Source organism: Rossellomorea aquimaris (assembly GCF_000935355.1).
In the GTDB taxonomy this organism is placed as follows: Bacteria; Bacillota; Bacilli; order Bacillales; family Bacillaceae_B; genus Rossellomorea; species Rossellomorea aquimaris_B.
In genome coordinates this window covers 208,141-229,338 of the sequence record NZ_JXZC01000001.1, presented here as the reverse complement: position 1 = coordinate 229,338, position 21,198 = coordinate 208,141, and the positions used below count along the sequence as shown (strand labels likewise).

General features: G+C 38.0%; 29 protein-coding genes. 12 read left to right on the top strand and 17 right to left on the bottom strand.

The window, feature by feature from the left end:
* Positions 1-12 precede the first annotated feature (12 nt).
* Positions 13-138, bottom strand: coding sequence for a hypothetical protein (locus TV75_RS22445; RefSeq protein WP_262481760.1), 126 nt, complete (start codon positions 136-138; stop codon positions 13-15).
* 198 nt (positions 139-336) lie between these two features.
* Between TV75_RS22445 and TV75_RS01255 the strand changes: the two genes are divergently transcribed.
* Complete coding sequence (locus TV75_RS01255) at positions 337-1,557, top strand: MFS transporter (RefSeq protein ID WP_044336745.1); 1,221 nt, start codon at positions 337-339, stop codon at positions 1,555-1,557.
* A gap of 170 nt (positions 1,558-1,727) precedes the next feature.
* Positions 1,728-1,919 carry a hypothetical protein gene (locus tag TV75_RS01250; protein WP_044336743.1) on the top strand — a complete coding sequence of 64 codons (192 nt, stop codon included), beginning with the start codon at positions 1,728-1,730 and terminating at the stop codon, positions 1,917-1,919.
* Between the two features lie 39 nt (positions 1,920-1,958).
* Here the strand turns inward: TV75_RS01250 and TV75_RS01245 are convergent, their stop codons facing one another.
* Positions 1,959-2,423 carry an NUDIX hydrolase gene (locus TV75_RS01245; RefSeq protein ID WP_044336741.1) on the bottom strand — a complete coding sequence of 155 codons (465 nt, stop codon included), beginning with the start codon at positions 2,421-2,423 and terminating at the stop codon, positions 1,959-1,961.
* Positions 2,424-2,808: 385 nt separating this feature from the next.
* Between TV75_RS01245 and TV75_RS01240 the strand changes: the two genes are divergently transcribed.
* The 3 genes from TV75_RS01240 (at position 2,809) to TV75_RS01230 (ending at position 4,525) form a co-directional block, all read left to right on the top strand.
* On the top strand, positions 2,809-3,534 hold the full coding sequence (locus TV75_RS01240; protein WP_044336739.1) for a LamB/YcsF family protein: 726 nt from the start codon (positions 2,809-2,811) through the stop codon (positions 3,532-3,534).
* An 81-nt stretch (positions 3,535-3,615) separates the two neighbouring features.
* Positions 3,616-3,906, top strand: a complete 291-nt coding sequence (locus TV75_RS01235) for a hypothetical protein (RefSeq protein ID WP_044336737.1) — start codon at positions 3,616-3,618, stop codon at positions 3,904-3,906.
* Between the two features lie 208 nt (positions 3,907-4,114).
* Positions 4,115-4,525, top strand: a complete 411-nt coding sequence (locus tag TV75_RS01230; protein WP_044336735.1) for a secondary thiamine-phosphate synthase enzyme YjbQ — start codon at positions 4,115-4,117, stop codon at positions 4,523-4,525.
* An 81-nt stretch (positions 4,526-4,606) separates the two neighbouring features.
* Here TV75_RS01230 and TV75_RS01225 read toward each other — a convergent pair whose 3' ends face one another.
* Positions 4,607-5,005 (bottom strand): thiol-disulfide oxidoreductase DCC family protein, encoded by a 399-nt coding sequence (locus tag TV75_RS01225; protein WP_437176700.1) that lies wholly within the window; start codon positions 5,003-5,005, stop codon positions 4,607-4,609.
* Positions 5,006-5,081: 76 nt separating this feature from the next.
* Positions 5,082-5,660, bottom strand: coding sequence for a histidine phosphatase family protein (locus tag TV75_RS01220; RefSeq protein WP_044336733.1), 579 nt, complete (start codon positions 5,658-5,660; stop codon positions 5,082-5,084).
* A gap of 125 nt (positions 5,661-5,785) precedes the next feature.
* Here TV75_RS01220 and TV75_RS01215 point away from each other — a divergent pair, with 125 nt between their 5' ends.
* A complete protein-coding gene (locus tag TV75_RS01215; protein WP_044336731.1) occupies positions 5,786-6,640 on the top strand; it encodes an STAS domain-containing protein in 855 nt (284 codons plus the stop codon).
* Positions 6,641-6,697: 57 nt separating this feature from the next.
* Here TV75_RS01215 and TV75_RS01210 read toward each other — a convergent pair whose 3' ends face one another.
* On the bottom strand, positions 6,698-7,189 hold the full coding sequence (locus tag TV75_RS01210) for a hypothetical protein (RefSeq protein ID WP_044336729.1): 492 nt from the start codon (positions 7,187-7,189) through the stop codon (positions 6,698-6,700).
* Positions 7,173-7,658, bottom strand: a complete 486-nt coding sequence (locus TV75_RS01205; protein WP_044336727.1) for a hypothetical protein — start codon at positions 7,656-7,658, stop codon at positions 7,173-7,175. Before TV75_RS01205 ends, TV75_RS01210 begins: the two co-directional genes overlap by 17 nt.
* A gap of 137 nt (positions 7,659-7,795) precedes the next feature.
* Here TV75_RS01205 and TV75_RS01200 point away from each other — a divergent pair, with 137 nt between their 5' ends.
* Both TV75_RS01200 and TV75_RS01195 read left to right on the top strand, forming a co-directional pair.
* The gene (locus tag TV75_RS01200) at positions 7,796-7,993 is read left to right on the top strand and encodes a hypothetical protein (RefSeq protein WP_052504383.1); all 198 of its coding nucleotides are present in this window, start codon (positions 7,796-7,798) and stop codon (positions 7,991-7,993) included.
* Positions 7,994-8,612: 619 nt separating this feature from the next.
* A complete protein-coding gene (locus TV75_RS01195) occupies positions 8,613-8,804 on the top strand; it encodes a hypothetical protein (protein ID WP_044336725.1) in 192 nt (63 codons plus the stop codon).
* 177 nt (positions 8,805-8,981) lie between these two features.
* Here TV75_RS01195 and TV75_RS01190 read toward each other — a convergent pair whose 3' ends face one another.
* The 4 genes from TV75_RS01190 to TV75_RS01175 form a co-directional block, all read right to left on the bottom strand.
* Positions 8,982-9,452 (bottom strand): NUDIX hydrolase, encoded by a 471-nt coding sequence (locus TV75_RS01190; protein WP_044336723.1) that lies wholly within the window; start codon positions 9,450-9,452, stop codon positions 8,982-8,984.
* A gap of 49 nt (positions 9,453-9,501) precedes the next feature.
* Positions 9,502-9,846: a VOC family protein gene (locus tag TV75_RS01185; protein ID WP_044336721.1), complete on the bottom strand. Its 345-nt coding sequence runs from the start codon at positions 9,844-9,846 to the stop codon at positions 9,502-9,504.
* Between the two features lie 22 nt (positions 9,847-9,868).
* Positions 9,869-10,234: an aminoacyl-tRNA hydrolase gene (locus tag TV75_RS01180; protein ID WP_044336719.1), complete on the bottom strand. Its 366-nt coding sequence runs from the start codon at positions 10,232-10,234 to the stop codon at positions 9,869-9,871.
* Between the two features lie 67 nt (positions 10,235-10,301).
* Entirely contained in the window at positions 10,302-10,631 is a 330-nt protein-coding gene (locus TV75_RS01175) for a hypothetical protein (protein ID WP_156142294.1), read from the bottom strand.
* Positions 10,632-10,804: 173 nt separating this feature from the next.
* On the opposite strand from TV75_RS01175, the gene TV75_RS01170 reads away from it, so the two are divergent.
* The 3 genes from TV75_RS01170 to TV75_RS01160 are packed head-to-tail and all read left to right on the top strand — an operon-like array spanning position 10,805 to position 12,064.
* Positions 10,805-11,401, top strand: coding sequence for a TetR/AcrR family transcriptional regulator (locus tag TV75_RS01170; protein ID WP_044336715.1), 597 nt, complete (start codon positions 10,805-10,807; stop codon positions 11,399-11,401).
* 4 nt (positions 11,402-11,405) lie between these two features.
* Positions 11,406-11,750: a DMT family transporter gene (locus TV75_RS01165; protein WP_044336713.1), complete on the top strand. Its 345-nt coding sequence runs from the start codon at positions 11,406-11,408 to the stop codon at positions 11,748-11,750.
* A complete protein-coding gene (locus tag TV75_RS01160) occupies positions 11,750-12,064 on the top strand; it encodes a DMT family transporter (protein WP_044336711.1) in 315 nt (104 codons plus the stop codon). Before TV75_RS01165 ends, TV75_RS01160 begins: the two co-directional genes overlap by 1 nt.
* Positions 12,065-12,214: 150 nt before the next feature.
* On the opposite strand, the gene TV75_RS01155 is transcribed toward TV75_RS01160, so the two are convergent.
* The 4 genes from TV75_RS01155 to TV75_RS01140 form a co-directional block, all read right to left on the bottom strand.
* Entirely contained in the window at positions 12,215-13,321 is a 1,107-nt protein-coding gene (locus TV75_RS01155; RefSeq protein ID WP_044336709.1) for a Ger(x)C family spore germination protein, read from the bottom strand.
* On the bottom strand, positions 13,318-14,421 hold the full coding sequence (locus TV75_RS01150) for a GerAB/ArcD/ProY family transporter (protein WP_044336707.1): 1,104 nt from the start codon (positions 14,419-14,421) through the stop codon (positions 13,318-13,320). The genes TV75_RS01155 and TV75_RS01150 overlap by 4 nt, the downstream gene beginning before the upstream one ends.
* Complete coding sequence (locus TV75_RS01145) at positions 14,405-15,928, bottom strand: spore germination protein (RefSeq protein WP_044336706.1); 1,524 nt, start codon at positions 15,926-15,928, stop codon at positions 14,405-14,407. The genes TV75_RS01150 and TV75_RS01145 overlap by 17 nt, the downstream gene beginning before the upstream one ends.
* Before the next feature lie 77 nt (positions 15,929-16,005).
* Entirely contained in the window at positions 16,006-16,779 is a 774-nt protein-coding gene (locus TV75_RS01140; protein WP_052504382.1) for a nucleotidyltransferase domain-containing protein, read from the bottom strand.
* A 97-nt stretch (positions 16,780-16,876) separates the two neighbouring features.
* Here TV75_RS01140 and TV75_RS01135 point away from each other — a divergent pair, with 97 nt between their 5' ends.
* Entirely contained in the window at positions 16,877-17,971 is a 1,095-nt protein-coding gene (locus TV75_RS01135) for an AI-2E family transporter (protein WP_044336704.1), read from the top strand.
* A 156-nt stretch (positions 17,972-18,127) separates the two neighbouring features.
* Here the strand turns inward: TV75_RS01135 and TV75_RS01130 are convergent, their stop codons facing one another.
* The 3 genes from TV75_RS01130 to TV75_RS01120 all read right to left on the bottom strand — a co-directional run bounded on the left by TV75_RS01130 (position 18,128) and on the right by TV75_RS01120 (position 20,978).
* Positions 18,128-18,571: a GNAT family N-acetyltransferase gene (locus TV75_RS01130; protein WP_044336688.1), complete on the bottom strand. Its 444-nt coding sequence runs from the start codon at positions 18,569-18,571 to the stop codon at positions 18,128-18,130.
* A gap of 31 nt (positions 18,572-18,602) precedes the next feature.
* Entirely contained in the window at positions 18,603-19,301 is a 699-nt protein-coding gene (locus tag TV75_RS01125) for a peptidase E (RefSeq protein ID WP_044336686.1), read from the bottom strand.
* A 171-nt stretch (positions 19,302-19,472) separates the two neighbouring features.
* The gene (locus TV75_RS01120; protein WP_052504381.1) at positions 19,473-20,978 is read right to left on the bottom strand and encodes a glycine betaine uptake BCCT transporter; all 1,506 of its coding nucleotides are present in this window, start codon (positions 20,976-20,978) and stop codon (positions 19,473-19,475) included.
* Positions 20,979-21,198 lie beyond the last annotated feature (220 nt).

The window sequence follows — 21,198 nt, the reverse complement described above, 5'->3', positions numbered from 1 at the left end:
GCTTAATACGTCTTATTTTATTTTACTTTTGCTGAAAATAAAATCATTAAGCGCTTGAAAGATTTCAATGCCTTGATACGTCATTAATGTAATGGCAGTAAAACTGAAAAATAAAATAGGAATTATTCGAATCCACATGGTTCTTACCTCCCTTTTATCAATACTGCCATTTTCCTCCTCTTTCATTAAAATCGGGTGAGAAAGAGATAAAGCTTTAGTTAGAAAAGATAAAATTCATCAGTTTACATAACGATATTACGGTCAAATAATTTAATAGTATGAAATTGCTCCTGTTGAAGAAAATAAATGTGTATAAATAAGAATGAGGTGCACGAAATGGAGAGTAAGAAAAAATTAGATTTACTGGCATTATCCTCTATTCCTTTAGTCATGACACTCGGGAATTCAATGTTGATCCCTGTTCTTCCTCAATTGGAAAAGGAGCTAAATATTACGGGATTCCAATCAAGCTTAATCATCACCGTATACTCTATAATTGCTATTCTTTGCATTCCAATTGCCGGTTATTTATCCGATCGTTTCGGAAGGAAAAATATTCTGATACCCAGCTTGATCATTGCAGGAATCGGTGGCCTCATTTGTGGATTTGCTTCAATTTACGGTTCGAATGCTTATATTTTTGTTATTGTAGGAAGGGTTGTTCAAGGAATTGGAGCAGCCGGTGCTTTCCCGGTCGTCATTCCTACAGTGGGAGATCTATACGAGGATGATGATCAAATCACCAAGGGATTGGGCTTAATCGAAACATCCAATACATTCGGCAAGGTGCTAAGCCCGATACTCGGTGCGTTATTTGCTGCATGGATCTGGTTTATACCATTCTTTTCCATACCTGTATTTTCAACTCTTTCGATTCTTCTGATTGTCGTCTTTGTGAAAGTTCCACCAAAAAAAGGAGAAGATGCGAAACAATCAATTAAGGAATTTATTCATGAGGTGGGAATCGTCCTTGGGAAGGAAAAGAAATGGATTTTTGGCATCTTCATCATCGGAATCATTTCCATGTTCATCTTATTTGGCTTTTTATATTATTTATCAACCAGATTAGAGCAAGCTTATGGAATTAACGGAGTAATAAAGGGACTATATTTAGCTATTCCACTCCTTTTTTTATGTCTTACCTCCTATATAACGGGAAAAGTGATTGGTAAGAGTAAAGAAAAGATGAAGTGGGTCATCGTCTTTGGTTCCCTTATGAGTTCTGTTGCATTCCTTCCTTTGATTTTCACTGAAGGCAAATGGGTTATACTGAGTATTTTTTCTATTGCAGGAATTGGGATGGGAGCAGCCCTGCCTTGTTTGGATGCATTGATTACAGAAGGGATTGAAAAAGAACATCGTGGAACCATCACTTCTATTTACAGTTCAATGAGGTTTACAGGTGTCGCTTTAGGGCCGCCTATAGTAGCATTAATTGAACCTTTGAGTACCTTTGTCCTTTTCATTGTCCTAAGTATCCTATCCAGCCTTGTAGGAATGTTTTTCATCAGGATTCCAGAAACACCCCAACAGGCAGTCTCACCTAAAAAGGCTTAGGGAGACCTGTATCTAAAAAGGAGCTGAATCTCAGCTCCTCTTTTTCATTACATATCCGCCTGAATAAAATAACAATATCCCATTCTTTATTATCCTCACATGTTTATTTCCATTCATAATGTGGTAGATATATCCATAAACATGATAGGGATTGTAAAGGAGGAATATGTATGACTTGGATAATCGTGATTGTTTCTCTTTTTGTATTTCTCGTTCTGGCTGAAGAAATCATTAATTTTTTTTTACGCACAAGAGTAATAAACCATCACATTAAAACTGAAAGAAGCGATAGAAAGCTGAAATCCATGTATCATAAAGTAAAGCTGAAGCTCACTCATTCACAGTTAAGCGATCGTACATAGTTTAAAAGGTGGAGAATATTTCTCCGCCTCTTTAATAAATCAGTTCTTTGACACCGAATGCTGTGTTTCATTCGATTGATGTAATAACATGTCTTTAATCACTTCAGGATATATTTCTAGTGTTGAAAGTTCCTCGATTGGAATCCATTTGTACAATAGACGGTCCCCTTCCAATCCATGAAAAGCGCCTTTTTGAAAAATAGACCGACCTGATGCTTTCACACTGTAATAGAAGCCGATTTCATGAAAATCCCATTCCTTAAACGTAAAGAAATTTTCATTCACCATTACTAATTGTTCCACTTTAACATCAATACCTAATTCTTCTCGCATTTCTCTCTTCAAACTTTCCTGTGACGCTTCTCCGATAACGACTCTCCCACCAGGCAATGACCAATAAGTGTCTTCCACTTGTTTATGTAATAAAACATGTTCATTTTCCATCCATACGGCAACCACCCTATAATTAAAAACGTCTTTGTTATGTTTGAACACAATATCCATAAAACCCCTCCATTCCTTTCATTCTAATCCCAAAAAAACTACTTTTGTTAAATTACAAAAAAAATAGGAGACAAAAGCTTCAGCAAGACTTTTGTCTCCAAAGGAAAGAAATTAGAATGGGTCTTACATAATAAAGATTTAAACAAAAAGAAAGCTACCCCACTTTCTTTTTGTTTAGGAGTGATAAATCCTTATTCATAAGCAAGATTCATTGTAACCGGTGAAAAAGTGAACTCTATTAGAACAAGATTAAAATTTGATGAGAAAATCACTTCTCACTGACTCTCCACTACTCTATCAGAAAAGCATCCAAATTTAATTTGTGATATGATAAATAAGAATTCAGAATGTTACAATACATTCTAATGGATGAAAGGATGGAAAAATGAAAATCGATTTAAACTGTGATTTAGGAGAAAGTTTTGGTACATATACTATCGGACAGGATGAAGAAATGATGAAATTCGTTTCCTCCGTCAATGTCGCTTGCGGATTTCATGCAGGAGATCCCCTCGTAATGAAACAAACCGTTTCAAATGCTTTAAATCATAATCTAAAGATAGGTGCTCACCCCGGGTTGCCTGACCTTCAAGGGTTTGGAAGAAGGGTGATACATGTAACCACTGAAGAAGCATATGCCCTTGTACAATATCAGATTGGCGCTCTCCTCGCTTTCGTCAAGGCACAAGGAGGCAAGTTGTCACATGTTAAGCCTCATGGTGCTCTCTATAATATGGCTGCAAAGGATTCCGAACTGGCTGTATCGATTGCTAAAGCAGTATATAACCTTGACCCTGAATTAACATTGTTCGGCCTTTCTCAAAGTGAACTGACAAAAGCAGGAGAAGAAATCGGATTGCGAGTCGCTCATGAAGTATTTGCCGATCGAACCTATCAATCTGACGGCTCACTCACTCCTCGTTCGCTTCCCAATGCCGTCATGCATGATGAAAACGAAGTGGAAAAGCAGGTATTACGAATGGTGGAGAAGCAAGAGGTAGTTTCAACAGATGGTGAGGTATTGTCAATTAAAGCGGATACCATTTGTCTTCATGGTGACAACACAGCTGCGTTAAACCTTGCTAAGAGATTGCATGAAAAGTTAAGTTGAATTATAAAAGGGCTACACCAGCCCTTTTTCATACCTTTACATAAATATTTATATTTCTTTAGAAGATAGGAGTATTTTCTGATGAATAAGACGTTACTACTGGAAGGGTTCCGCTGGATGTTCATCTTACTTGTTTCCTGCGTTATTATTTTATATGGCTATCAGCGCTTCCTATTACACTCAAGCATTGAAACCTCTCTACAAACTGCAGTTCCCGATTCTACCATTATCGGCATCATTCAGACTCATACCACTGACAATAAAGAAAAAGTGTATGAAGCTCTATACAAGACAAAAGACGGAAAATGTTTCAGGGCTTCTTTCAAACGTAAAAGCCATATTTTCATAGGAGATCAAGAGGAATCCTGTTGAGAAAAAGGGGTATAGTGTGATGAATGAGCCATTCATATTTTCCTTCAACTTGAATCAGCAGCTGACAGAAGAGTCCACGACCCATTATGGGATATAATCCTCCTCATTTTAAACCCGTATTTCCATTCCCGCTAAGTATTTGACAGGTTTTAACGAAGTCATTTAGTGGAATAATTTTTACATTGAAAACAGAAAGGGGAATGGTACGATGAAAACACTTACAATAGATACAAAGAAACGAGATGAAATGATTGATATTACCACTTATGTCCAGGATATCATCACCAAAGCAGAAATGAAGGAAGGTCTTGTGGTGGTTCAATCCCTGCACACAACAGCCGGAATCACGGTGAATGAAAATGCCGATCCGGATGTGAAAACAGATTTTCTACGTCGATTAGATGAGATGTATCCATGGGAACATACTCTGGATCTTCATGGAGAAGGCAACACAGCCGCTCACTTAAAGACTAGTACGGTCGGCCACTCCCAAACAATCATCGTTACCAATGGTGAACTTCATTTGGGAACCTGGCAAGGTATTTACCTTTGTGAGTTTGATGGACCGCGTTCAAGAAGAAAAGTTTCGGTTAAAACGATTCAAAGTCACCAATCTTAAAAAAGCGGAATCGACCTGGAAATGGCAACAATAATGATAAATTTATATACGAAAAGACTCGAGGACGTTCCTCGAGTCTTTCTATTCTATAAAACGATCTCTCATGTTTTGCGAAGGAAGCATACAAGATTCTTGTTTTCCGAACCACCTATATCTATTTCCGGCAATCCACCTGTAGACCCTGTCCCTTAGGGGCTTGGGAATGATCATGCAGACAACGAAAAGCTTCCAGGGCCATGTTAGACGAGAGCACACCTTTAAAGCCGCAGTTGATTCAATATACGCTTTAGGATCGTCGATCAAAACGAAGCTATCTGTAGTTTGAGGAATGTTATGCTTCTTTAATAATTCTTGACCAATCTCACTTTGTAAGGAAGCAAATTGAAAGAAACCCTTTGGATCGCGATTAATAATGAACTGGACGCTACTATTACAGAAATTACATATACCATCAAACAAAATAATTGCCAATAAAATCACACCATTCACATCTATTTATACTAGAATTCTTTACATCCCTTTGATGAGGTAAACGCTCCCGTTCTCACTCACATCTTTATGCATGCTCCGATAAATGACTTACTTCATTATAAGAATGGACATTCCACCCTCCATTTGTGAAATGGAGATTGGTAAGGCAGCCGTTAAATAGTTTCACGTGTCTCTCACCTACCTCCTCTTTATGAAACTCTCGCAATATTGTGCTGATGATCGCACCGTGAGCAACCAGCAATACCTCCTGCTCAGGAAACTGATTATAAATCTCTTTCAGTCCCTCTTGGACCCTATCTGTCAACACTTCGTACGTTTCCATATTCGGAAAGATGAAATCAGGATATTGTTTTTCTCTTTCTTCACGAGACATCCCCTCCCCATCTCCAAAATAGCGTTCCTTGAAATGGTCCATCTTAACAATCGGCAGTTCCAAGGCTTCATTGATAATATCTGCCGTTTTGCTGGCTCTCACCAAAGAAGTGGTGATCAGCACATCCCAATGTGATTTCTTTAAAAATTCTCGGCATTCTTCTGCTTGAAGTTTTCCTGTTTCATTTAATGGAATATCCGTTTGACCTTGTAATTTCCCTTCAAGATTCCAATCAGTTTGACCATGGCGTACTAAACATATATGAGTCATTTCATTTGCTCCTTCTTTTGAAAGCTATAATTCTTATAGAATTTATGATATACTATATTACCATTAATAGAGATTATTTCGAAAGTTTTATATAAATAAGCAGTATAAGGAGTTGGCTGAGGAGAATGAGAGATGAATTGGTGTATCTAGGACAAGAAATTGTTGCACATAAGTCCGATATTGCTCAGGGTGTGATTGAATATCAGCAAAAACAGTATTCTGAACAACTAAAGTTCTCTGGAGTGAAAATGGAGCAAGTTACAGAATGGAGAATTGAGTTGATTAAAATGCTGGGAGAATCTTTACAAGAAGAGCAAAAAGACTCTCTCATTAAGATAAGCGAGTGGACTCAAAAAGTGGGAAAAATAGCAATTGAAAAAGGCATTCCACTAAATGAATCCATAAAAACACTATCAGCATTCCGTACTGCTATTTGGGATATTTTCACCAAACAGATCAGTGAGAATCAAATAGCAGCTTCTCTTATGCTGCAAGTAAACAAAAAGATTAACCCATTACTGGATGAAATTGCATATCTTTTCAATGAGTTATTTGTAAATCAGCAAAAAGATCAGTTAGCTCTTATTCATACTGCTATGGATGAACTCTCGGCACCGATTGTGCCAATTGCAAATAAAATTGCGATCCTCCCTCTAATTGGTGAAATTGATACTCATAGAGCCAGCTCTGTTATGGAGACGGCTTTAAAGAAAAGCTCTGATTTAGAATTGGACTATTTATTTATTGACATATCCGGCGTGGCAATAATGGACACTATGGTTTCTCATAATATCTATCAAATCATCAACGCTCTTAAGATGATGGGCGTACAATCGGTACTGACAGGTATCCGACCTGAAGTTGCCCATACTTTAGGAAATCTCGGCATTACCTTCGACGATTTAAAAACAAGCTCTAGCTTAAAACAAGCCCTTGAAGACATCGGATTCACTCAATATGAAGTGATTCTTCCTCTATAATGTAAAACCAGAAGCCCTATATAAAATGGTTTCTGGTTTTTTCATTACTTCTATCCATTAGTTACCTCCCCTCTTTATTTTATGATGAAATAATAGTTGAATACTTTGGACGGCCATGTATATTGGAATGGACCAATACATTTCGTATCCTTTATCGAAATGAAAAAAGCCAATCTTTACCGTAAACCATTCCATCAATAGAGAAAAAGATGTCCAAATCAATAGATAAGCAAGATTCATGATCCCCCTTATCTTTAACTTCTTATAGATGTATATGAAAAAATAACTGTAAGGACCATACATGATATAACTAATAAAATCGATCGCCTGGTATGCTGAACTATCATTTACATCATAAAAATCCCAAGGTGGAATACTGATTGTATGGTCATAAAACATGCCTATTGCAATGCCATAAATAAAGTAACTTAGCCCTTCAAGGAATGAGAATATTTTTGGAGTAATCCAAATTAAAATAAGGAGTGCAAGAAGACTGATAATGATAAACCATTCGTTTAAGTCAAATGATCTTTCATATATTTTGTCCACTACTTCCCTCCTCCTTTTTCTGCATATGATATAGCACCTTGCCTATCCCAATACAAATGATTAAATAGATAATATTAATGATGGTTGTATTTAATAGGCTCCATTGAGGATAATCAAGCGTTTTAAAGTGAATATGCAGGACATCCAAAACAGTGATAAAGAATAAAAGGCTTAAGAAGAATATGATTTTATGAGTTCTATGTCCGTAATTCAAGTAACCATTTATCATGATGATCCCAATCAATGGTAAAATACATTCCCGATTGATCAGTAAGCTAATGAATTGAGTGACGTCCTGTGAAGCCCTTATAAACTCCAGCTTGGTAGTCATAATCGTAATATAATTCGTTGAAACAATCGATAACAACATAAATTGTATGGAATTTGTGGTGAATGAAAGCTTTCTTCGCATGAAAATCACGATATAGATCAGGATAATTAATATTGATATAAAGAAAGGAAGCGCCATTGTTTTCTCCTTTATCTTTTCTCTATATCCTTTCCTTAATCGCCTCATCACATAACCATTTTCTCGGTTGGAGAGTTTAGATGTTTGGATTATTTTGCAAGGGGAAAAGAGTTAAGGAGAATAAAGGAGGAAATTGTATGAAATTTGAATCTTCTATCACCCCCAATGCAAAAGATGAAATAAAAGAAGTTTTTGTCGATGGTTTACAGCGAGACCTATCACCTGAAGAAGAAGGACTTATCACAGAATGGACTCAAACCTTTAACAAAAGCGAACGTGCCACCATCATAAATATGCTAAAAGAACTACTAAACAAACATAAAAGACATGACTAAACCAAAAGCGGAGGCGGCTTGAACAGAGGCGACAAGCATAAGACGGGACTACCGGAAAGGCGCTCTTTGCCTTTTTGGTAGTCCTGACTTATGACCTCAAGCCTCTAGCCGCCGGAGCTGGATGAAACCAAAAGCGGAGGCGGCCCTGAACAGAGGCGACAAGCATAAGCAATCTGTTCATTGATGCAAGCAAAAAGAAAAGGCAAGCCCTGACACAGGCTTGCCTTTTCTTATTTATGGTAAAGTTCTTCTTACATATCACTCGTCAAATCTAGTAGTTTATCAATGTCGACGCAATAGATTGGGCGATTTATATCCTCTTGTCCAAGTTCTACGGTATCTTCTAGTACATCATCGATATTCATACTTTTAAATACCTCCCAAGTTGTGTGTTAAATCAGAATGTCATTGATCCTCGCCGATCATTCTTATCATAGAATACGAATGAGTGATTTTTTTCTTGGGGGTTCTTTTCAATAATTTTTTGCTAACAGTAATTGTATGTAATAATCAGAAAGTTGAATCAAATGAGCCACTATGATATGGTTAAACAACTATTGATTCTACTTAAATAATAATAGATGGGTAGAATAGCTTTCTCCTCAAAGGAGGCATTCCATTGAAACGATTTTCTATGCTTCACGTACCTAAGGATTTCAGGCATAGAGGGCGTCCGGCTGTTACCGTTCACGTTCTACCTGTTCATAAAGAATTTTTCGCGATAGGTAAATCATTAAAAGGTAACGGAAAAGCTGCAAACAACAACGAAAAACTAGCCGCATATTATGCGTATCTAGATACTTTAAAATAAACGCTTATCTCTATAGAATAAATCATAAAAAAGCTGATCAGATAAAGCCTGATCAGCTTTTTCCATCTTCAAATGTTCTATTGCCCTTAAGAATTTATACATTCACTTTTATATAAACATTAATGCTTTTTAACTAAAATGGGGTAGTGGCTGGCTTCACAATCTTTATCTATAACACTACTCATCCATAGGTATGTATTCATGTTGTTCGAAGTCATCTAACATGCGCTGGTGACTTCTCACCAGAGTATCAGGTAATTCTTCAAAATGATAAAACTTCAGTTGAATGGATTCAGAGTGTTCTGCTTCCATTTCTCCATCGTAGTCATCTGTAAAGTAGGCTGTGGTGACTACATAAAACTCATCTCCATTTTCAGCTTTAATGTATTGATCCGCACCAGAATACACGTTTAATAAATTCAATTTACCTAAAGTCAGATTCGTCTCTTCCTTCACTTCTCTTCTCGCGGTCTCTTCCGTTGATTCTGCCAGTTCCATTAATCCACCAGGCAGTCCCCATGAACCATTTGGAAACCTCCTTTGCTGCAGAAGTACTTGCTTTTTCTCATTCAAGATAATGACGACAGACCCGACTAAAATAAGGGGACGGGTTCCAACCACTTCTCTTATTTCTTCTATGTAGCCCATTGATCAATCTCCTCACTGGATCTGATTATGTTATGAGACTCGGACCGAATTAGAACGTTATATACTGACAAGCCTCAAAACCATTTCCATCTAAATCCCAGAACTCAAAAAATGTAACCTCCCCATCCTCTTGTATCTCCCCAACCTTCACTTCTTTTTCCACAAGCTTTAATCGGGTCTCTTCCAACGCATCAGAAAAGAGAATCGGCTTGACGGATGAGCGACGCACCTCTCCCTCTTGAATGGTGAGAGTAGTGTCTCCTTGGCCTATCTGAAACACAACATAATTACCTGAATCAAAAATCTGCTCAAACTCCAATACTTCTATATACCATTGATTGGACTTTTTTAAATCTTTTACACGCATATGTATTGTATCCAGTTTAGAAAACAATGCGATACCTCCTTCTGCTTAACTAGTTTTTTAATAGGGTTAAATGGCCCACAAGCACTTTTGCTTCAAACTTCCCCATTGGTGGTAGTGCCACGACGGTTAAGGATCCCTCTTTAATTTCAGTTAACCCGCTATCATGAATGCTGAAATATCCATCAGCCTCTAATTTCTCCAGCTCAACGGCTTTTCCCTTTAGGACAATTTTTTTCATTCCTGTTTGGACCCATTCCACAAAGTCTGCTTGTCGATCTTGAAAAGGTGAATCAGAAGACAGCATTGTCAGCGTGCTAAGAGTAGCAGCATGTGCCACTTGTGCTGCTGTTTTCCCCTTTGACATATTCAGTTCCTTATTAACAATAAAATATTGAACGAGATCCCGCTTATTCATTCGTTTAATCATCCCTCTATATTATTTAATACCTGTTATTTTACCATGGAAAGTGCCCCAGGATTATTTACTTCCTTCTTAGTTTCACATAATTATTTTCAACTGAAACGATTTTGACCTTCTCTCCTATTTTAAAATCTAAATACTGATCACAATCCACTTTATAGGTGTGGCCGTTATCAAACTTCATAGAACATGACGGATCGCTGTTGTTTTCATCTATAACCTCACCTGATTTAATTCCTTCCGCTCCTTTTCTATCATTCGCAGGAAAATACTTTTCCTCAATCATTACCCAATCTTCATGACTGATAACCACCAGCTTCAGAATAAAGAGCCCCACAAGCAAGACAAGTAACAGAATAAGTATCACCAATTTAGCCCGTAAGCCTATCATGTATATCCCTTTCCTTTCATATAAAATCAACAGATGATTATATGTAAGCAATCTGAAATACATTCGACCATACTAAAAAAAGAGGATTATTTTTCCCCTCTTGCATTTATTAAAAAATGGGTTTAAGATAAAACTAACGACCGTTAGTTAGTTTCAAAAGAAGGTGACTGGATTTGAAGAATGACAATAAACAACTCATCAAAAATGTTGCATTGGATTTATTTGGTCAAAAAGGGTATGAGGATACCTCGTTAAAAGAAATTGCAACCGCGGTGGGTATTAAAAAACCATCTATTTACAACCATTTCCAAAGCAAAGAGGACTTATTTATGGAAGTAATTGAGGATTTAAGTGTGTCTGAAGTAACGGCCTACAAGAGCATCGAGGAAGAAATGAACCCACAAGAACCGCTAACGAATATAAAAACACTCTTTGACTTATTTTGTCAACGATTAGTAACAACAAAAGAAGCACTTTTATGGAAAAGAGTCACATTCTTTCCTCCAGAAGTGTTTAAAGACCTTATTCAAAAACAATTCATTTATTTTGAACAGGTTACAACAGCCATTTTGGTATCCATTTACCAGGAAGGCCTAAAACAAGAACTGTTTAGTGAAATAAAGGAGGATGAATTTATTGCCTCCTTTTTATGTCTAGTTGATGGTGTTTTTTTAGAGCATCACTATTACACAGAGGAAATTTTCAGGCAACGAATCGAATCGGCTTGGAAGGTTTACGAACTAGGTATATCAAGTCGTAAAGGAGAGTAGCATCATGGGTTGGATTTACGTTATTATTGGAGGAATTTTGGAAATAGGCTGGGCAACCGGGTTATCCCTTTCAGAGGGGTTTACAAAACCTGTCACAAGTATTGTCACTGCAATTCTCATCTTGATCAGTTTTTATTTTTTCTCTAATTCGATAAGATTGTTGCCTATTGGAACTGCTTATGCTGTCTTCACAGGTATTGGTGCAGCTGGAACTGCCATAGTGGGGATGGTATTTCTAAATGAGGGAATTAGCATCATGAAAGTTGCTTTTATCACACTACTCATTTTCGGAGTGATTGGTCTCAAAATGAGTGATAAAGATAAGCAAGAAAAAGGGAGGTCATACTAATGGCATGGATATTTCTTATTTTTGCAGGATTTTCGGAAGTTGTCATGGTAACGTTCATGAAGCTCTCTGAAGGCTACAAGAAACTGGCCCCTTCCATCATAAGTTTTGCTGCTGGAGCTCTGAGCTTTTATTTATTATCCCTTTCACTACTTGACATTCCAGTGAGTACAGGATATGGAATTTGGACAGGTATTGGTTCTGCAGGAGCCGTGATCATCGGAATGATCTTTTTCAGGGAAACAAAGGATCTGAAGAGATTGTTTTTTATTACTTGCATTATAGGGAGTATCATTGGATTAAAGATTGTTTCATGACCTCATAACAATGTCCAGCCGTTGAGTAATGCAGTACTCAAAAGCTGGACATTATTTGTTTACTTACACATTGATTTTTACTTACTGGCTTTTATCACGAAGGGTGAACCCCTCTAAGAAATCTTAATTAATCTAATGACCAGGAATCTATCAATTGATTATTCCATGACCAACAATGTCCACTTCTATCGTAGGTGTAATCGTAATGGTGGGGTATTTTTCCTCCCAGTCAAGCTTTTCCCAGGTTTTTGGGTGATGTGCAATCAATTCTCTGCCAATACCAAATAAATCTGAATTAGCCAGTTGAATTTTTTCAATCATCTTTTCGGCATCTTCTGTTAAGCGTTTGGAAATTTGTTTATTCAGTTTCTTAAGTTTTTTCTTGTCGGTTAATTTATCTTCTGGATATTCTACAACAGATACATCTGTCTTTACATTTATTACTACTTGTATATTACTTGGTGAGTCAGAAATAATTTTAAGCTTTGATTTTGAATTTGATATATTGTACGTAATATAATTTTCAATATTCATTTTCTTATTCTCTTCAATTTTGGATACTAATCGCATCCGCTTCGCCACTTGGTTGCTCATCATTAGATACATTGATGTTTCCTCAAAGGTCAAAGTACCTGACATAGAATTCTTATGGAAAATGCCCGTACCACTTAACACCACTTCATCATTCTCCAGTTTGATGAGGGGGAGGGCAAAATCCTTCCCCTTATCAAACATAAACGTACAGACGGTTTGTAAATTTTGTTTAGGGATACCCGTGGATGATTCTGCGCTTTTGAATAGTTCGATGATAAATTCTGAAATCAATACGTTTTTTTCACTTAATTTAGTAAGGATCTCCCCACCCTCTCCTTCTACAATGGCTAATTTGGCAGAAATGGAGCTATTGGGGTCCCGGTAGAAAATATCTAAAAACTTATAGATATCTTTTTTTGCTAATTCTTCCCCTAATAAGAACACCCGATTCTTTGATGGCTCGAAAACCCCGGAAATTTTCCGGTCCATATGCATTCTTGTCTCACGTATGGTCTTCCCTTCCCCTTGTACGACAACATTGGTCGGTGTCTTATCTTGGAAATCACGGATAATGGCCGTAGCTTTTATGGTTTCATCATCAACTAAATCAAAGGCAGAGGAAAAGACCAACCTACCGTCTTTCAACAATCGTTGATCCCAACAGCCCGTTAATGTTAACAGAATGAGAAATAGAACCGAGACTAAGATGAGTTTTTTCTTCATGCGCTCTTCCCTCTTTCCTTTTTCTTGAAAACAAAGGAGATACTTAATAAAAGCAATGGAATGACAAGTATGAATAGATAGGATGTATTAATCACCCATTTGTTGTACAACTCCATTTCTGCTTCTTTATTGGGAAATAACGCAATGATAAAAGATAAACTGCCAATGGAAATTGTAATGACAGAACGTTTGATTCGTTTAAAGGTATGCGCGATTCCCTCCGTCGATAAGAAAAGATAGCTGGTTAAAGAAGTAATAACACTTACCACCCAAAGTGAAACAAACACCAAATCAATTCTTTCGACAACCTGCAAATAGAGGGATTTCACATAATATAGAACCGGCTGAGGAACAATGACTAATTCCTCTGGACTGAACGTTATAAGACTGACAATGGTAAGAAATGTATAGGTCAATGTCACAAAGAGATTTGCCATTGATGCTGAGAATAGGACGGACCGTTCCCCATTATGCTGAAAATAAGGAAAAAGAAACAAAAGCAATTCAAAACCTAGCATGGAAAAATAGGCTTCTTTTATCCCTTTAAAAATATTGATTGCACCTGAGTGCCCAATCGGAAGTAGATACCTCCAATCAACAGGGTAAACGATCAATACTACTACAGATATCAAGATCAGAAAGAAAATAAGCCCCGAAACCATAACATAAACGTTGCAGATGTCAGATAATAATTCCCTTCCTAAATATACTGCAGTCCCCATCAATAGAAACATAATGATCCATTTTGGTGTAAGTGTCAGCACCCAAGTTTTGATGATGGCAGTTGAATACATCAGAATAAGGCTGGTTACAAGCATTCCATAAAATACATAGGACATATTAATGCATGTCCCCCCTGCTTTTCCTACCAGCTGTATTGAATATTGGAAAAGCGATTTAGCAGGGAATCTTCTGCCCAAGACCCACAAAGTCGTTATAAGCAATTGAACAACAATCCCAGCCAGTAATACTGAAATCCAAGCATCACCTTTAGATACGGAGAATACGCTGAATGGCATGCCAAGAACCCCTACACCAATTTGTGTTTGAATAATGAAGAACGTCAATTGAATGAACGTAAGATTAGTCTGATTCTTCATTTTTTTTCCATCCTCGGGGATCCGTCGTCTTCCACTTATACTGGGGCTTCAAATCCTTTGGTCTTTCTTTCATCAGCCATATGGGTACACGGATAAAAGTGTCCTTGAGTGACTTAAAATCCAAAGGTGCAACAGGATACAAATAATATTGACCTAATGATTTAAGCGTCGACATATGTATTAACAGTAACATCAACCCGATCACGATTCCGAGAACTCCGAATAAAGCAGCAAATATCATTAACGGAAATCCTAATACCCTAACGGAAGTACTCAGTTCATTAGAAGGAATGACAAAGGAAGATATAGCGGTAATCGCAACTACGATAACCATTGTATTTGAAACCAAATTCGCTTCAACAACCGCCGTCCCAATGACAAGTCCCCCCACTACCCCTATGGTTTGAGCGATAGGATTCGGTAATCGTATCGCAGCTTCACGAAGTAATTCCAAGGTCAATTGCATAATGGCTGCTTCAATCAATGGAGGAAATGGAACATACTCCAGGGAGCTTTTAATCGAGAATATGATTTCCACCGGTATGATTTCATAATTATACGAAATGACAGCGATATAAAAAGCGGGTAAGCAAAGGGTTGCAATAAAACTGATTAATCTTATGAATCGTATAAATGAACCGATGAATGCCCGATTATTATAGTCCTCTGACGTTTGAAAGAAGGAAAAAAAATTCACAGGCAAGATTAAGACGGTAGGGCTGCCTTCCATCACCAGCGCAATTCTGCCTTCCATTAGATTTCCGGCCACCCGATCCGGTCTTTCCGTATTCAAAATCTGTGGAAATGGAGAAAACGAATTATCTTCCAAAAATTCTTCAAAGTATCCAGGCGACTGAACCGAATCTGCATGAACATAATTGATTCGGTCCTCAATCGTTTTCAATAATTCAGGATTTGTTAAATGAGATAAATAAACTAAAGCGTACTTCGTTCTCGTTGTTTCTCCTACACTTGAATATTTCACTGTCAGTTTGGGACTGGAGACTCTGTCTCTTATAAGATGCACATTTTCTGTGATATTCTCACTGAACCCTTGATGAGATCCTCTAATCACCTTTTCATTTATTGGCTCAAAACGATTAGTCAGAATTTTAGGCATATCGATAAAAGTCAGGATTTCACTGTTTTCCATAATTAAAAGGCAGTGCCCATCCACCATTGCACTGAGTGCCTCATCTAAATGCAATGTTTCTTTGATACTATTACTACTTACTACATCACGTATTTCACCGGAGCCTTTCTCTAATAAAGGCTTGATAATATACGTCTGTAAGCTCCTATTATCAATGACAGAATCAATAAACATAATGGTCAATATTTTATTATTAAAAGTTAATTCTCTTATTTTCAGATCATCTGTATTAAATAGACCATTTCGAAAATAAGAGATTTTCTCTTCTAAAGTGAGAAATTCAGGCACAACTTCTTCTTTTTCTGAAAGCAGCTGCTTTGGTATTCTTCTATTCCTTTTATTAAACGAATTCATCTTAGCCACCTTCAGTCAGAGTCATTTTTTCCTATACTTCCCAAAGTAGCTTCATTTATGCATGTCCACTGCTCGTGTTAACGTTCCTTCACGGCTAAATTGACACCCCATACCTCTTCTAAAATGGATATGAACGTTTCATTAATTTTCCCCCATTGATGATAGTCATTGCTATGTGATTGCTCCAGACCCCTGTCTAACTTTAGTAAGCTCCCCATTATATAGTCTTTTAAATGTTTCAGGTTATGAATCTCCTTCCCTCTTGATGTAACCATTGAAGTAATCGTACTTTTTATATCTCCATTCATATTAAGGTGCCCCATCATTTCGTTGATTCCATTTGGTGGAAATGTCCGATGCTTCATAATCCACTCGTAAGCAAGCCATGGCCTGATGATGGTCATCCATTTCTTCGTACTGAATGGTTCGTCTTTCAACTTCTCCATATTGCGTTTTGTCATGTGATAGTAATGAATTAGACAACGGTTTGGAGAAAAAGTCAGATCTCGCAGCTTCCTTATTACCCCCATGGTAGGGTGCTCAATATACACGTTCTCATCGGTTAACCACTCCAGTAGAGAGGGGTTTGATTTACGAAGAAGTTTCAGAGATTTACTCAGGTCCCATCCACTGTATTCAATGGCATGGTGTGTAGTTTTTTCAATGACGTCCTTTGTCTCTTGAAGGTCTAGATACGCGGTTGTCTCTCGTATATATATAAACCTGACATCATAATCGCTATCATCTGTATGATACCCCCATGCGCGACTACCAGCTTCCACGGCATACAATATCTTGATCCCCTCTTCAATTTCTATACACCTTAGACCTTCTAATATAATGCTTCTCAAAAATAATTCTCCTTCCCTTTGTATATTAGTAGGGTTTTCCTTTTTATTTTTGATATACTTATTCACACAAACAAGTCAATAGGTAGAGGTGAATAGCTTGACCAAGAAAAAGATGTATTCGTGGAGCTTACAAATTCTTATTATTCTTACCATTATTTATGTTTCAACCAAAATTTCATTTTTATTTGAACCGATCGTCGTATTTGCTTCAACATTATTTTTCCCCATCATCATTTCAGGGTTTCTGTATTTTTTATTGAATCCATTAGTCAATCTCCTGGAGAAAGCAAGACTGCCGAGAACCATCGCCATTATTGTGCTTTACGCTGCTATCGTTGGTCTGATGGTGTTGATAATAGGAAATATCGCTCCTATTCTCTCAAAGCAAATAACAGGTCTGTTCAATGAACTTCCGGAGTATGCAAGACAAACGAGGAATTTTATCGAATATTTATCTGAGACTCAACAATTCAAATGGATGATGAGTCAAGATTATGTGTCACTTAAAGATGTGGAAAATCAGTTAGTGGAGTTTGCCAATACGTTACCGGATAATATCACCACTGCACTTAAAGGATTAGTAAGTGTTCTGACCAGTATTACGATCCTGATTGTAACCGTACCTTTTCTATTATTCTTTATGTTTAAAGACGGCCATAAATTTCCCAAGGCCATCTCAAAATTCCTTCCTCCTGCCTACCGGGAAGAAGGAATCAACACGTTAAAGGATACAAGTGATACACTTGCTGCCTACATACAAGGACAATTAACGGTTGCTTCATTTGTAGGGACGCTTACGTTTATCGGGTATTTGATCATTGGTCTGCCATATGCACTGGTTATGGCATTAATAGGTGCCGTCACCAATATCATTCCTTTTATTGGACCGTTCATCGGTGCTGCGCCGGCTATCATAGTAGCATTGTTCGATTCACCAACAAAGGCCATATTGGTCGTGGTGGTTGTAACTATCGCTCAGCAAATTGAAGGAAACCTTCTGTCACCTCTAATTTTAGGAAAGCGTTTGGATACACACCCAGCGACCATAATCATTTTATTACTTGTTGCAGGAAACTTAGCTGGTATCCTTGGAATGATTCTGGCCGTCCCATTTTACGCCGTCACGAAAACCGTTGTATTAAATTTAGTGAAGTTTATTAAATTGAGAAGATCTACGATTCAGAATGATTAAGAAAAGACAACCGGGCAAGCCCGGTTGTCTTTTCTTGGAGTGTGGCATAAGAGTATCGTTTAGATACTAAGATGGTTTTAGTGACTATCTATGGAATTAGGACGGAGATGCAGGAGATGAGTATAAACATCATCCATTCCCGTCCAGCCCTTACACTCAAACCATCTGTTTATACATTATAACATGAGGCCCGATTGGCTCTATTTCAAATACGTCCCCCAATTGGGTTAAGCCCAATTTCTCATAATAAGGACCCGCAGAAGTTCTGGCATTGCACCACCACAATTCACAACCTTTTTCATTTAACACTTCCTCACTGTATGCAATGAGTTGCTTCCCTACGCCTTTCCCTCTATAATCGGGAAGCGTGGCCATCCCTCTTAAACGGTAATGCAGATGACCATTCAACTCTTTACGTGCTTCCTGATAAAAGGAACCGATGCTGATCAGTAACTCTCCATCAAAAACTCCGACGTGAAAGGAACTCTCGGCTGAATCCCCTTCATACTGACACTCCTCTATCGATTGAGTCGGCCTTAAGATCTTTTTCCTTATCGTATATGTATCAGTAGCTGAAATAAAACAAATATGATTCACCATTCTCCCCCCTTGTTTTGATTCGGATTTTTTATTAGTTTCCTAGATATTCCGTCGATAAGACTGTTTCATGCATACCTCCTTCTCTCTTTTCAACCCAATAGGCGGAAGCTCGTTCCCTGGAACTTACTACTTTATATAGATTTTCATCGATAAAATGTAAAGCGGCACCATCATCCACTCCAAAGCCGGCTTGTAGTTTCCCTTTGTCAATAAACGAATGATAAAGGGGACGCCGTTTTTCTTCACCGTCATAATGCGGGGAGTGACTTCCCTTAACCATTCCTAAACCTTTGATCTTATCTAAGTCTTCTCCATAGGAATCAGTAATTCCTTCTTCAAACCAACAGATCGAACCTGCGCTCAAACCTGCAAGAATGGTCCCTGCTTCCCACGCTTTTCTAAGGATGGAATCAATCCCCCACTCTCTCCAAAGGGCAAGCATACTCTTTGTATTGCCTCCACCCACATAGATAACATCCTTATCAAGAAGGAACCCCTCCAAATCCCGTGTAGGCAATTTGAATAACGATAAATGTGAAGGCTCACACGGAAGCGAGTGAAAAGCTTTATAAAATCGCTCTATATACCCATCTGCATCTCCACTGGCTGTAGGCAAAAAACAAACCTTTGGTTTTGACTCCCCAGCCTGATTTAGAATGTATTGGTCTAATAGCAGGTTCTCTGGCTCCATAGAAAACCCGCCTCCACCCATTGCGATAATCTGTTTCATTGAATCACCACTCTCCCTCTATTCAAAATTTTCCGATAGATATCTTAATCCTATCAAAATCATTGACGATGGAGTACATTTTTTTCAATCAATCAAAAAACCCAATTGAAAAACCCTCTATACAGTATAGAGGGCTCTTGATTTAGAATATTTCTTTTCCCATTAATAAAATCACTTACCAGTACCAGACGTTTTGTTCTTTTTCATTTTCATCTCTTTCTGGAATGAAAGAATCAATCCATATGTCATGACAAATAAGATGATGCCTAATGGTAAGGCGGTGATGATGGTGGCGGCTTGCAATCCGCTGATTCCACCAGTCCCCATTAAAATCGCTGCAATGGCAGCTAATACTATTCCCCAGCTGAACTTCACGAAGAATGGAGGATTCAAACTTCCATTAGACGTTTGCATCCCCAGCACAAATGTTGCCGAGTCAGCGGACGTCACAAAGAAAGTGATAATCAAGAAAAGGGAAATAATCGACAGGACTCCACTTAGAGGCATTTGATCATAAACATAAAATAATGCCGTCTCCAAACTTTGACCGGCTACATCTATACCTTGAACAAAGTCGTAATACAAGCCTGTTCCTCCGAATACTCCAAACCAGAGGGCACAAACAATCGTAGGCACAATGATGACTGCGATGATAAACTCTCTGACTGTCCTTCCTTTTGAAACCCTGGCAATAAATGTTCCCACAAAAGGTGTCCATGAGATCCACCAGGCCCAATAAAAAATAGTCCAATCCTTCACCCACTGGTTATTCTCCACATTAAATGGTGAAAAGCGTAAACCCATACTAGGAAGGTTCTGAACATAGCTCCCAAAAGTGGTCAAAAACAATTCCAGAACAAATTGTGTGGGTCCTACTATGAGAAAGACAATGAATAATAAGACCGCCAATACCATATTGGCATTGCTCAAATATTTAATACCCTTTGATAATCCAGTAGCAGCAGAAGTAATGAATAGTACCGTTGCAACTCCCATGATGATAAGCTGAACTCTAAAGTCAATGGGGGTTCCCATCAGGTAATTGAGTCCGCTGTTAATTTGTTGTGCCCCAATCCCAAGTGAAATTGCTACACCAAAAATAGTGGCAAACACAGCGACAATATCTACAATATACCCTATAGGTCCTTTCACTCTATCTCCGATGACAGGATATAACGTGGCGCTCATTAGTCCTGGCATGCCCTTTCTGAATTTATAATAGGCAAGGGCCAAAGCAACAACTGCATAAATTGCCCACGCATGGAATCCCCAGTGAAGATAGGTATAGCGCAAACCGATCTTAGCTGATTCAATGGTTCCACCTTCTCCGTATGGTGGAGTGGAATAATGAGAAACAGGTTCCGAGACCCCGTAGAAAAGGAGTCCGATTCCCATCCCTGCACTAAAGAGCATGGCAAACCATGTCAAAGTGGAATATTCCGGTCTGTCAGTGTCTTTTCCTAAACGAATCTTTCCGTATTTGCTAATTGCAAAAAAGATAGCGATTATAAAAAAGAACGTAGCCGAAAATTGGTAGAACCATCCAAACTTGTCCAGAAGTACTCCTTGGGTATTGGTCATAATATCGATCAAAGCCTGAGGAAAAATAACTCCCCAAGCCACAAATATTACTCCGATTGAAATCGCAATCCAAAACATTGGTGTGAAATTCTTCAACTAGCTTCCCCCTTAATACGTCGTTGATGTTATTTACATGCAGAATGAAGTATGTAAAGAAAATAAATGCACGAACTTAGTAATACCCTCCAAGTCCTGGCGTTAAACTAGTAAGTAACTGGAAAGAGAGAGGGACGGACCTTGAAATGGTCCGTCCCTCCCTCCTTTGACATATAATCAAACGGGGACTGTTTAGAATTAAAAGTTCCCATATTAAATT